At 46.6% G+C, this 12736-nt stretch carries 12 protein-coding genes; 7 read left to right on the plus strand and 5 right to left on the minus strand.

Annotated elements, in window-relative coordinates:
• Nucleotides 1-19: 19 nt before the first annotated feature.
• The 4 genes from OU814_RS26865 (at nucleotide 20) to OU814_RS26880 (ending at nucleotide 5854) form a co-directional block, all read left to right on the plus strand.
• Nucleotides 20-2038 carry an ABC transporter ATP-binding/substrate-binding protein gene (locus OU814_RS26865; RefSeq protein WP_017288932.1) on the plus strand — a complete coding sequence of 673 codons (2019 nt, stop codon included), beginning with the start codon at nucleotides 20-22 and terminating at the stop codon, nucleotides 2036-2038.
• Nucleotides 2039-2111: 73 nt separating this feature from the next.
• A complete protein-coding gene (locus OU814_RS26870; protein WP_268242671.1) occupies nucleotides 2112-2948 on the plus strand; it encodes a nitrate ABC transporter ATP-binding protein in 837 nt (278 codons plus the stop codon).
• Nucleotides 2949-3394: 446 nt separating this feature from the next.
• The gene (locus tag OU814_RS26875) at nucleotides 3395-3631 is read left to right on the plus strand and encodes a DUF1830 domain-containing protein (RefSeq protein ID WP_017288930.1); all 237 of its coding nucleotides are present in this window, start codon (nucleotides 3395-3397) and stop codon (nucleotides 3629-3631) included.
• A 21-nt stretch (nucleotides 3632-3652) separates the two neighbouring features.
• Entirely contained in the window at nucleotides 3653-5854 is a 2202-nt protein-coding gene (locus tag OU814_RS26880; RefSeq protein WP_268242672.1) for a molybdopterin oxidoreductase family protein, read from the plus strand.
• A 30-nt stretch (nucleotides 5855-5884) separates the two neighbouring features.
• Here OU814_RS26880 and OU814_RS26885 read toward each other — a convergent pair whose 3' ends face one another.
• The 3 genes from OU814_RS26885 to OU814_RS26895 all read right to left on the minus strand — a co-directional run bounded on the left by OU814_RS26885 (nucleotide 5885) and on the right by OU814_RS26895 (nucleotide 8155).
• Entirely contained in the window at nucleotides 5885-6532 is a 648-nt protein-coding gene (locus OU814_RS26885) for an SOS response-associated peptidase (RefSeq protein WP_017288928.1), read from the minus strand.
• 137 nt (nucleotides 6533-6669) lie between these two features.
• A complete protein-coding gene (locus OU814_RS26890) occupies nucleotides 6670-7161 on the minus strand; it encodes a rhodanese-like domain-containing protein (protein ID WP_017288927.1) in 492 nt (163 codons plus the stop codon).
• A 130-nt stretch (nucleotides 7162-7291) separates the two neighbouring features.
• A complete protein-coding gene (locus OU814_RS26895; protein WP_268242673.1) occupies nucleotides 7292-8155 on the minus strand; it encodes a M23 family metallopeptidase in 864 nt (287 codons plus the stop codon).
• A gap of 74 nt (nucleotides 8156-8229) precedes the next feature.
• Between OU814_RS26895 and OU814_RS26900 the strand changes: the two genes are divergently transcribed.
• Both OU814_RS26900 and OU814_RS26905 read left to right on the plus strand, forming a co-directional pair.
• Complete coding sequence (locus tag OU814_RS26900; RefSeq protein WP_268242674.1) at nucleotides 8230-8934, plus strand: class I SAM-dependent methyltransferase; 705 nt, start codon at nucleotides 8230-8232, stop codon at nucleotides 8932-8934.
• Between the two features lie 404 nt (nucleotides 8935-9338).
• On the plus strand, nucleotides 9339-9905 hold the full coding sequence (locus tag OU814_RS26905) for a SecDF P1 head subdomain-containing protein (RefSeq protein WP_268242675.1): 567 nt from the start codon (nucleotides 9339-9341) through the stop codon (nucleotides 9903-9905).
• Nucleotides 9906-10048: 143 nt separating this feature from the next.
• Here the strand turns inward: OU814_RS26905 and OU814_RS26910 are convergent, their stop codons facing one another.
• Nucleotides 10049-11134, minus strand: coding sequence for a DNA topoisomerase IB (locus tag OU814_RS26910; protein ID WP_268242676.1), 1086 nt, complete (start codon nucleotides 11132-11134; stop codon nucleotides 10049-10051).
• Nucleotides 11135-11209: 75 nt separating this feature from the next.
• Between OU814_RS26910 and hpxZ the strand changes: the two genes are divergently transcribed.
• The gene (gene hpxZ / locus OU814_RS26915) at nucleotides 11210-11575 is read left to right on the plus strand and encodes an oxalurate catabolism protein HpxZ (RefSeq protein ID WP_268242677.1); all 366 of its coding nucleotides are present in this window, start codon (nucleotides 11210-11212) and stop codon (nucleotides 11573-11575) included.
• A gap of 516 nt (nucleotides 11576-12091) precedes the next feature.
• Here the strand turns inward: hpxZ and OU814_RS26920 are convergent.
• Entirely contained in the window at nucleotides 12092-12676 is a 585-nt protein-coding gene (locus tag OU814_RS26920; protein WP_268242678.1) for a hypothetical protein, read from the minus strand.
• Between the last annotated feature and the right edge of the window lie 60 nt (nucleotides 12677-12736).

The following is a 12736-nucleotide window of genomic DNA, read 5'->3' on the forward strand; positions in this document are numbered from 1 at the left end:
CCCTCACCTGATTTTTGCTATGTCTGTTTTCTTAGAAGTTGACCACGTGGATAAGGTATTCCCGCTCAAAGATGGCGGCGAGTACATTGCTCTGAAAAACATTGAACTGAAGATTAACCAAGGTGAGTTTATCTCATTTATTGGTCACTCTGGCTGTGGCAAGTCTACCTTGCTGAATATCATTGCGGGATTAGATCATGCTTCGACAGGAGGGGTGATTCTCGAGGGTCGGCAAGTCACTGAACCTGGTCCCGATCGCATGATGGTGTTTCAAAACTATTCGCTCTTACCTTGGAAGACCGTGCGCGAGAACATTGCGCTAGCAGTCAATAAAGTCATGAAAGGCGCATCCAAAGCTGAGCGACATGAGGTAGTTGAGCATCATATTGATATGGTAGGACTGCGCCATGCAGCCGATAAAAAACCAAAGGAACTATCCGGTGGGATGAAGCAACGTGTAGCGATCGCGAGAGCGTTAGCGATTCGCCCGAAGCTCTTGTTGTTAGACGAACCATTTGGGGCATTAGACGCACTGACGCGAGGAAATCTCCAGCAGCAATTAATGAACATTGCTCAGGAGAACAATTTGACCTGTGTAATGGTGACACACGATGTCGATGAAGCGTTGTTGCTCAGCGATCGCATTGTGATGTTGACCAATGGCCCAGAAGCCCATATTGGGCAAATTCTAACCGTTCCCATTCCTCGTCCTCGCAACCGTCTGGAAGTGGTGAATCATCCGAGCTACTATGCGCTACGGAATGAAATGATCTACTTCTTAAATCAGCAGAAACGAGACAAGAAACGCAAACGCCAAGCGGTTGCTGCCGTTGCCAAGAATGGCTTAGAGAAGGTCAATCTCGAAATTGGGTTTGTTCCGCTCACAGATTGTGCGCCGCTGATTGTGGCGAAAGAGAAAGGATTCTTCAAAAAGCATGGGCTTGAGGATGTCACGCTCAGTCGTGAACCGAGTTGGAAAGCGATCGCTGAAGGAATTCGTAGCAATCGCTTAGATGCGGCTCAAATGGTCGCTGCGATGCCACTTGCAATGACGCTAGGTAACAGTGGTTACGACCCGCTTCCGATTGTGACCGCAATGGTCACGTCTCGCAATGGGAATGCGATCACCCTGAACAAGTCTTTCTTAGACAAAGGCGTTCGCACCCTCGCTGACTTCAAACAGGTGCTAGAAGCAACCCAGGATCAAACTCATACGTTGGGTGTGGTTTATCCAACTTCGATGCACAATTTGATGCTGCGTTACTGGCTGGCATCTGGAGGCATTGATCCAGATCAAGATCTCAATCTCACGGTGGTTCCGCCGCCTCAAATGGTGTCGAACTTAGTTGCCGGGAACATTGATGGATTCTGTGCTGGCGAGCCTTGGAATTCTCGTGCGATCCAAGAAGGTGCAGGCTATGTGGTAGCCACCGATTTAGATATTTGGCAAGGACACCCTGAAAAAGTGTTAGGAGTCCGTGAAGATTGGACATCTCAGCATCCAGAAACTCACAATGCTCTGGTGAAAGCCATGCTCGAAGCTTGCGAGTACTGTGACGATCGTCGAAATCGTGAAGAGATTCTTACCTTACTTGCCCGTCCTCAATATGTGGGTGCAGCAGCGGACTTTGCGCGTCCTGGATTCATTGATGCCTATGACACCGGAACGGGTGAGCCTCCGGTCAACTTACTACGATTCAATCAGTTCCACGTGGACAATGCGAACTGTCCAAATGGTGTAGAAGATTTATGGATCTTGACTCAGTTAGCACGGTGGGGCATTACTGTCTTCCCGAAAAACTGGATCGAAGTCCTAGAACGAGTGCGCCGAGTCGATCTCTATGGTCGAGCTGCACGTGAATTAGGTCTGCCGGATCACGAAGGCGATCGCCGATCGTTCCAACTCTTTGATGGTGTCGAATTCAATCCAGATGATCCGATTGGCTATCTCAATAGTTTGACGATTCATCGTGAAATTCGCATCGAAGAGGTGATCATCGATGTTGCAGAACCGATTAAAACGTCGATCGCAGCGTAGTAGGAACGGGGAGTTCTCCCCACTCCCCACTCCCCACCCTCTATCTCTCTGACCTCTCACCCACTCACTCCTTATGCAAATTCTCTCAACTCCAAACCCACACACTGAAGCAAATCCACTCACTCCCCTAGTCGAAGTTGAGGGAGTTTCAAAGGTTTATCCTAAAAAAGACGGCGGAGAAGCAGTCATTCTTGAGAATGTCAATCTCACCGTTAATGAAGGCGAATTTATCTGCGTCATTGGTCACTCTGGCTGTGGCAAATCCACTTTACTGGATATGATTTCTGGCTTTCGTCAGCCGACTACTGGTGAAGTCCGAGTCGCGGGCAAGCGGGTTTCTGAACCAGGTCCCGATCGTATGGTTGTGTTTCAGAACTATGCATTACTTCCTTGGAAAACAGCATTCGAGAACATTTATCTCGCAGTTCACGCTGTTTATCCTGACAAATCTAAGGCAGAGAAAACTGATATCGTCAACAAACATTTGGCGATGGTCGGACTCGAAGAAGCAGCCAACAAAAAGCCCAAGCAGCTATCGGGTGGAATGAAGCAACGAGTCTCGATCGCGCGTGCTTTGTCTATCTATCCAGAAGTGTTGATTCTTGATGAGCCATTTGGAGCATTGGATGCGATTACAAAAGAGGAACTTCAAGAAGAACTGCTCCAAATTTGGTCACAGCATAAAGTGACGGTCTTGATGATTACCCACGATATTGATGAAGCGTTGTTTCTTGCCGATCGCGTCGTGATGATGACCAATGGTCCTGCGGCAACGATTGGCGAAATCATGGAAGTTCCCTTCCCGCGTCCTCGCGAACGTGCTGCTTTAATGGAAGATCCAAAGTACTACACGTTGCGAAACTATGCACTTGACTTCCTGTTTGGGAAATACGCTCATGATGATGAATAGGAATTAATTCCTCAACACTTTTACGATCGTACTGAGAGTCTAAAATTTATTCTAAAAACCCACGGCATCTAGCCGATCTCAGTACGGTCAAACCTCAAATTAAAATAAAACTAGAATCGCTAAAATTTATACATCAGAAACGCTTGACTGTATAGGATAGCAATTTCTTTAAATTCTTTGTCAATAAGAGATTCTAGCTTCTTCTGCCTTGTTCAGATTGATGCATCTTCTTGCAAGAGATTGCTAGAGTGATGGATTGAATACAATGGTTAAGATTCTCAACCCGTAACTATTCACACAGCCTGATTCTCCCAACCGGAAACAGACTAGACGCATCTGACAGTTTTTCTTCAAAGACGGCTGCCCGAAACATGCTTACAGCAGTACACAGTGATTTGACTCTGTTCGATTGTCCTCTTTACGGGTGTGATCCCCCCATTACATTCATGACTTCGATTCTTTGCTACTACATCAATACTTCTCATAGCATTCAGCAAATTCGATTACATACTACTCAGCTTGCGCTCGATCGTATGGTTTTTCCCAGTGAAAAAATTGTGTTTGAAAGCTTACCAGAAGAACGATTAGAGATTTATACTTACACAGAAAACGGGTTGCAGTTATTTCAATCGATTGCCTGTTCGCAGCTTGAAGTCTTATCGCGAACGAAAGGCAGAACTTGAGAACTAAGGGGTTATAGACTAATGGCTGATCCAACTAAAACGCTCTGTCCATACTGCGGGGTTGGCTGCGGTTTGGAGGTGCTGCCGCCTGCGATTCCGGGGAAAGCAGTCAATCGAGATAAAGACGGAACGCCACTCTGGAATGTCCGAGGCGATCGCACTCATCCTTCTAGCCAGGGTATGGTCTGTGTGAAGGGTGCAACGATCGCTGAATCCCTGCACAAAGATCGCTTGCGTTTTCCGATGATGCGGGATGCATTGGATCAGCCTTTTCGTCGAGTGACTTGGGAAGAAGCGTTGACGAAAATTGTCGATCGCATTCGTCTAGTAAAGTTTACCCAAGGAGTCGATGCGATCGGCATGTATGCTTCAGGACAGTTTCAAACTGAAGATTACTACATCGCTCAAAAGCTGATGAAAGGCTGTTTAGGCACCAATAACTTTGATGCAAATTCGCGCCTGTGTATGTCTTCGGCTGTTGCAGGCTACCTTCAGAGCTTTGGAGCCGATGGACCGCCTTGTTGCTATGAGGATTTAGAACAAACTGATTGTGCTTTTCTGATTGGCACAAACACCGCAGAGTGTCACCCGATCGTGTTTAATCGCTTTCGTCGCTACCACAAGAAAAACTCCGATGTGAAGCTGATTGTCGTCGATCCTCGTTGCACTGAGACTGCTGCTGCTGCTGATCTCCATCTCGCAATTAATCCAGGAACAGATATTGATTTAATGTATGGAATTGCTCATCTTTTACTGAGATGGGGCGATTTAGACAAAGCTTTTATTGAATCTCATACGAATGGTTTTGAAGAATTTAAGGAAGTGATTCGCCACTATCCACCTGATGTCGTTGCGATTCGATGCGGCATTGCTGAAACCGAGCTTTTGACTGCGGCTCACTACTGGAGCAGCGCAAAGCGAGTCCTCTCCATGTGGTCAATGGGAGTGAATCAGTCGTCAGAAGGAACCGCCAAAGTTCGAGCGATTATCAATGTTCACTTAATGACTGGGCAAATTGGTAAACCTGGGGCTGGTCCTTTCTCGCTGACAGGACAACCGAATGCGATGGGGGGACGCGAAGCAGGTGGACTATCGCATCTGTTGCCGGGTTATCGATCGGTTACGAATCCAGGGCATCGTGCTGAACTTGAGACATTCTGGCAACTCCCAACAGGCTCAATCTCGTCTAATCCCGGTCTAACAGCTTGGGAGATGATCACTGGACTCGAAACAGGTAACCTTGGAATGTTGTGGGTTGCAGCAACGAATCCGGCAGTGAGTATGCCCGACATTGAGCGAACGAAAGCTGCATTACGTCAATCTCCTTTTACGGTCTATCAGGAGTGTTACTATCCGACTGAGATGGCGGACTATGCTCATGTGTTGTTACCGACGACGCAATGGAGTGAGAAGACAGGCGTGATGACGAATTCCGAGCGTCGTGTGACGTTGTGCCCTCAGTTTCGAGTTGCGCCGGGTGAAGCTCGATCGGATTGGGAGATTTTCGCAGAGGTTGGACGGAGATTAGGCTATCGCAAGCAGTTTGCTTTTAACTATGCGGCTGAAGTTTATGCAGAGTTTGTGCAGCTTACTCGCAATCGCCCTTGTGATCAGTCGGGATTGAGCCATACTTACTTACGAGAAATGGGTGCAACACAATGGCCTTTTTCAAGCAAAGCTGAACCGACGCAACAAAAAGTAGAAAAAGCAAAACGGCTTTATACCGATCTAAAATTCCATACGCCAGACGGGAAGGCGCGCTTTTCTCAGGTCTACTCACGTGGGCTTGCAGAGCCACCCGATGACAACTATCCGTTTGTGCTTACGACGGGTCGATTGTATGGGCATTGGCATACTCAGAGTCGTACTGGAAGAATTGAGAAGATTCGACAAATGTATCCGAATCCATTCATTGAGATTCATCCGCGGGATGCTGAAAAGTTGGGCATTCAATCGGATGATTGGGTGGAAGTACGATCGAGAAGAGGCACAGCCCGATTTCCGGCTAAAGTGACGAAAGCGATTACGCCTAAGACTGTCTTTGTTCCGATGCATTGGGGGGCGTTGTGGGCAGAAAACGCAGAAGCGAACGCCCTGACTCATGAGATTGCTTGTCCCGACTCTAAGCAGCCAGAACTGAAGGCCTGTGCCGTGCAATTGATTCCGGTGAAAGCGATCGCGGATTCTAATGCTTCAACTCATCTAGTTGCTTCGCCTTCTTGAGGATGATTTTCTGGTTTAGATTTACGAGCGTCAATTCAATCGAGCAATGCAATCTGGTGTGTCGTGGGTTGGGCGATTGACTGCCGTTGAAACGGGATAGCTGATCATTTTGTCGCTAACATATGGGTGGAGCAGCGATTGCGGGGATTTGAAATCCGGATCGAGCCAGCGATCGTAGAAATCTTCGCTCAAGATGACGGGCATTCGATCGTGAACGGTTGCAGCAAGTTCGTTTGCTTCAGTTGTGATGATCGTACAAGTTTCGATCTCGTCTCCCTCGGGAGAATTCCAGTGCTCCCACAAGCCAGCAAAAGCAAAAGGCTCACCAGATTCAAGTCTGAAATAGAACGGTTGCTTTTTCTCAGATTGCTTTTTCCATTCGTAGTAGCCATCGGCGGGAATCAGGCAACGTCGCCGCCTAAAGGCAGTTCGGAAAGCAGGTTTTTCGCTGACCGTTTCGGCACGGGCATTGATCAGGCGAGAACCGATCGTTGGATCTTTTGACCAGGATGGGATTAAGCCCCAGCGTAGAGGTTTAGAGTGATGCGGTGTAACGATCGCGAGAATCGGCTGAGTCGGCGCAATATTGTAGCGAGGCTGCCAATCGGGAGTTTCTTCGAGGTCGAACATGGCTGCGAGTTCGGCGGCAGAGTGGGTCTGTGTAAATCTTCCACACATAGGACTGACTTCATTTTCACAGGTACAGATGTTGATCTCTCACGCCCTGAATCTCCCTAATTTGAGAGATCTGCTGAAAGAAATGAGAGCACTCTAGCCTCCAAGAAAGCTAGAGTGCTCTCGTTCTAGCCTAGCAATTATGGCTTTTGAAAGTCGATCTCTTGCCGCTCAAAATGGTTCTTGACATTCGTCACCACGTTGTAAGCATTTGCACCCGGTTCAGCCCGAGTTTCGTCGATTCCTTCTGTCGAGCCACCAACCGCTTTCCAAGCTTCCAGTCCGCCTTTGAGTTCTGCAACGTTCACAAAGCCTGCTTGACGTAGCATTCTTGCTGCTTCAGTTGTTTCTTCATCAGTTGCGCCATAGACATAAATATCGCGCTTGTATTCAAAATTCTTCTGGGACAGTTCGACCAACTGATCCATTGGAAATTCCATTGCACCCATGATGTGCCCGTGATTGTAAACATCACGAGAACGAACATCGAGAATCGTCAAAGCAGGCTCTCCCCACTCTAGACGAGACTTGAGATCGTGAACAGAAGACTCTGCCTTTAACCCAGGCGGAGTTGGCGTAATATTGGGCAGTGCTTCTTTAGCATTTTCAATCGCATCTTCTAGTTTAGACATAATAAAAACTTCCCGTTTAGAGGTCTATTGCACTCTATCGGGAAGGACAGGAAAGACTAATCTGGCTCAAGTTAGAAGCAAGCGATCGTCAAAAGGTAGATTCTGCAATTTTGGATGTCGTACAGCTTGCTTATTCAAACGTGCCAGTCCGCCAAGGAGTCGGATCTACAGCTAAGCTATGCACAAACACGCCCCAATGCAAGTGAGGACCCGTTGCAGACCCAGTTGCTCCGACTGCACCAATCCGCTGCCCAGGTTTGACGAAATCGCCTTCTTTAACATCAATTCGACTCATATGAATGTAAATCGATTCGACTCCTTGACCGTGGTCGAGTCCGACGCAGTTTCCATGCACTCGGAAGCCTTGAGATTCGCGTCCGATGAGAACAACACGACCTGCGGCAGGAGCAACGATCGCTGAACCATATCCGCCTGCATAGTCAATTCCCCGATGATAGTAATCTTTTGCAAAGACTCCGTTGTAATAGCGGCGAATTCCATAGCCAGAGCTAACCTCGCCTTGGTTCGGGCGTAAAAATTTACCTGACCAAAGTTTTTCTGGAGAAACGATCGCTTTAAAGGCATCAACTCGATCGAACTCAGCATCATCGCCATTGCTATCTTTACCCGGTGGAAGCCAGATGCTTTGGGTCGGAAACGATCGATTTCTCAACGTGAGTGGAATCGTTTGTGTGTCCGTTCCAGCAGTCACTTGAATCGACACGCGACCTGGACGATCGAGCGGAGTGGTCGGTAAGAGTGTGCGATAGCGATTGTTGCCGAGATCAAACGAGGGATAGGTCTTACCGTTAAAGCGAACAGACGGAGCAGTTTGAGATTGAGTAATCAGTGAAATGGTATCTCCAAGCGCCGGAGATTTCGGCGTGATTTGGGCTTGGAAGGCGCGAGAAGGTGCAGTGCAGAAGATGATCGATAGAGCGATCGTCATTGCCAGCGCGAATTGAAGCAGGATGGAACGTTTAGTCAGGAACACGGCACTCTTGATTGCTACAAAACTGACAACAGTTTACAGTCTCTAGAAGAGAGAATCCGTATCGAGGTAGGACAATGTTTTGGAGAAGATTGGCAGCAATTTTCGCGGTTTGGATGTGCCTAAGTTCGCCTGTGTGGGCGGATGCGTATGAAGTGCGCGCCAATCATGATCCAGATGGAATTGGCAAAATCTATATGGGGCGTGAGATTGCTCAGGTGATGGGGCATCAGGGCGCAGGATGGTTAGAGCGATCGAGCCGCGAGACCGAGGAACAACCGCAAAAGGTGATTGCAGCTTTGCAGCTTAAACCGAACAGTGTTGTAGCAGATATTGGAGCCGGAACAGGATATTTTAGTTTCCGAATTGCATCTGCTATTCCTCAGGGAAAAGTTTATGCGGTTGATGTGCAACCGGAGATGTTAGAGATTCTAAATTATCTAAAGGCTCAGAAAAAACTCTCTAATGTCGAACCGATTTTAGGCAATGAGACAACTCCGAATTTGCCTGAGAACAGTGTGGATTTAGCATTAATGGTCGATGCGTATCATGAGTTTGAGTTTCCTCAGGAAATGATGTTGGCGATTGCGCGATCGCTTAAACCTCAAGGACGCGTGGTTTTAGTTGAGTATCGAGGCGAGAATCCATTTGTGATGATTAAGGGATTGCACAAAATGACTCAAAAGCAGGTCAGACAAGAAATGAGTGTTGCGGGCTTAAAGTATGTTGAGACTCGCAATGGGTTGCCACAGCAGCACATTATGATTTTTGAGAAAGCATAACGGGACGAAAGTAACTGCTCATCCCCGCGAGCAGATTGACCTAATTGCGATTGTGTTTTCAAATCTGGAAGCGCGATCGCGATCTCATTGAGACTCTAACAACCCCCTCCAATCGATATGACAAAAATGGGTTAATCCTTCGTTAGAGATGAAATCGGGTTCGATCGATCGTTGAGCCAGTTTCAAAGTACGGCAATGGATGGCGATCAAAAAATGGTACCCCTTCAGCTAATAGGCAACCTACTCACCAGACAGTAAAGTATAAGCAGGCAAAAAGATTGCTCGCTTCATGATTGGGTGACTTCTCCATATTCAACATTGCAAATTCTTGCTCTATGGCAAACCTCAGATCAATTCTGCTTGTTGCCTTGTTGCTAGGCACCGCATCTAACCTGTCTGCATGTATGGTTAACAATTCAGCAACGATACCCTCCACGCCCACAGCGACAGCAGCGCAACCCGAGATTCAACAGAGTAAGGTTCAGCTTGCCTTTCGCGAACAGAAGCTAGGAACCGAAGCCCAATTACAAATCGAGCGGCAAGTTCAGCAAGAACTCCTCAAAAAACAGACTGGCCTGAAGAAATCCGGCAATCAAGCCGCGATCACAAGCAATGCCGCTGCACTCAAACTCAGTAATGAGGCAATCTCCTTGCTATTCGAGAAACCGACTCTAACCGAAAAGAATGTAACGAAAGCCTATTTCGATTCAAGCCCAAACTCAACGCCGTCTATCATCGTGACTTTTGATGCGAAGGGAAGTAAGGCTTTTACAGCGCTGACGAAGAAATTAGCAGGAACTGGGCGAACAGTAGGCATTTTTCTCAACAATCGTTTGATAAGCTCTCCGACTGTTTCCTCCCAATACGCTCAGACTGGAATTACTGGCGGTACTGCGATGATTACAGGAAACTTTAGTGCTGAAGAAACTAAGGATTTAGAAACATGGCTACAGCATTTGCAAGCGAATTGACAGCTTTAGTTAGCTGTAGCTGAACTGTCAAAATTTTAGAATGCGATCGCAATGTAGTAGGGAAATAGGGAGCAATTTTAGTCTAGGCTCTCCCCATCTCCCCACTTTGCAAAATTCATGCCGCTGACCAGTACACTTTCAATCTAGCTCTTTCGCTGAGTTGCTTCTAATAGCGCTACAACAATCAATTCATCACATTGCAGGGCATGTCGATCGTCAACTACGATGGATTGATATTCTGCTACAACTTCATGCAACGATTCATCTAGATAAGCTTCCAAGACATTTGGGTGAATATAGTATTTTCGACAAGTCGCAGGACGATTGCCTAAGTAAGCAGATACAGACTTAATGGCTTGTGTAATGTTCTTCTTCGCCGCAGTTTGAGACGTAAATTTGCCAATCTCAGCGAGATGAGAAGCAGCTAAAACCGTGCCTGCCCAAGTCCGAAAATCTTTGGCAGTAAAATCTTGACCTGTAATTTCTCTCAAATAATCATTTACATCACTTGAAGTAATGTCTTGGGTTTGCTGATGCTCATCTAGATATTGAAAAAGCTCTTGACCTGGCAAATCCTGACATCGTTTTACAACTTTTGCGAGCCGCTTATCGCTCACTTCAATTTCATGTTCAACTCCGCTTTTCCCTCGAAATTGAAACTGAATCTTCGAGCCAGCGACATTCACGTGATCATCTTGTAGTGTGGTCAACCCATACGAGTTATTGGTTTTCGCATATTCCTCATTGCCGACTCGAATCCGGGTTAGCTCCATTAACTTCAGAACTGTAGCGAGTACTTTTTGCTTTGGTAATCCAGGTCGTGCTAAATCTTTCTCTAATCGTCGCCGAATGTCTGGCAAAGCCTGACTAAATGCAATCATGCGAGAAAACTTATTTTGATCGCGAATTGCTCGCCAAAGTGGATGATATCGATATTGCTTTCGTCCCCTTGCATCTCGTCCCGTCGCCTGCAAATGTCCATTTTCCAATGGGCAAATCCACACATTTTTATAAGCAGGTGGAATGGCGAGAGAATTAATGCGCTGAATGATTTTCTCATCGCGAATGCGATCGCCATTCAGATCAAAATATGCAAAGCTTTTCCCCGATCGCTTTCTCGTAATTCCAGGCATTTCATCTGTGACATATTTCAAGCCAACGACTTCGGCTGACTCGATCGGGTCACTGGGAAGCTCTTCAACGACTAATTGCATACGGGAGGATAGCATACGTTACTTTAACCGTATCCAATTCAAGACACAATGAAATCTACAGCAGAGCGTAGTCTTTAGGGTGGAGGAACAATGGAGATCAATATTCCTGAAGTTTTGGCAGAAGTAACGGCAGTCTTTCAACAATATGAGCAAGCACTGATCACGAATGATGTAGAAGTATTGGATCAGCTTTTTTGGAACAGTTCCTATACGATTCGATATGGAGCCACTGAGAATCTGTATGGCTATGATGCGATCGCGCAATTTCGCGCAGGTCGATCACCCGCCGGACTCGATCGCACGTTGAAAAATACGGTGATTACAACGTACGGGCGGGACTTTGCAACGGCGAATACGGAATTTGTACGATCGGGTAAATCAGGACGACAGAGCCAGACTTGGATGCGAACTTTATATGGATGGCGAGTTGTGGCTGCGCATGTCTCGTTGCTTTGATTGTTATGAAGTGGAGAGTTGTTTTCTTGGTAGCTCCTTACTCTTTTCAGCATTTACAACTCAAACACGATCGCCATAATTTCTTCATTCCGATAAGAGATAGTGGCGCACTTCGATCGCATCACACAATTGATGATCTAACAGCTTTTTTGGGCGATGGAGTCATCGGGTGCAACGTTCATTTGGTGAATGGGATTGAACGGGATCATAGGCAGAATAGTACAAACTTCCTTTAGGAAGAAATACCGAAAATTTCGGTCTAACTCCCCTGCCAAGAAGTAATATGTGGAGGATGGGTCGGTCTAACGTCCCAAATCCCGGTATTAGACAGAAAGAGTCGGTCTAATATGCTAGTTTCGGATGTTATCCCGACTCTGAGCAGTCTAAATTGCCCTGAGCGGATGTTATGCCGACTATTTTCGGTCTAATGTCCCAATCTGGATAATTAGGCGGAAAGAGTCAGTCTAAATAATAGTTAGCTGGCTCTAGCTGATCAACTCATGAAACTGATCCAGATCACCATTTCTTGGAGTAGGTGTACTTGATTGCTACTCGCTGAACTCGTCGATTTCTATCTTGACAGAGCTTAAGTTTTGTATTTCTAGGCGTTTTAGGATTTGCTGCTATGGAAACACGAACACAAGCAGATGAATCATTGGCAAGCACTTCTAAAATACGCTCAGGTGTCTTTTGATTTCTTGCAAGTTCGCGACGGACTTGAGGACAGTAATCGATACTTAAAACTTCCATCACCCTTCTAGGCGTATTAGGGTTGCTTGCTACAGCCTGACGAAGCTTAACAGAATGACTAGCACTCAAGCATTCAAGCTGTTTTCGGTTATTCCCGACTGCCCCTTCTTCTAAAAGCTGTTGAAAATAATCAGGGTTTCCCGCTTGTACGGCTGTATTCTGAGGTGTGTTGGGGTTGCGGGATACAGCATATCGAACGAAAGCAGAGTCATCTTCGGCTAATTGGAGTAACACCTCCACAGATGTCTGTGAATTTCTCCCAATCATCACACGCAACCGCCAGTTATTAGCCTTGATGAATTCTGGGCTTCTATTTAAGAGATCTAGGGTCTGTTTTAAAACTAAAGCCATAGTTGTATCGAAGCTAGAGTCAGCATTGCAAGGTAGTTTTCAGCATTTTTCTCGTATCAA

The organism is Leptolyngbya sp. GGD (assembly GCF_026735145.1).
GTDB classification, from domain to species: domain Bacteria; phylum Cyanobacteriota; class Cyanobacteriia; order Leptolyngbyales; family Leptolyngbyaceae; genus Leptolyngbya; species Leptolyngbya boryana.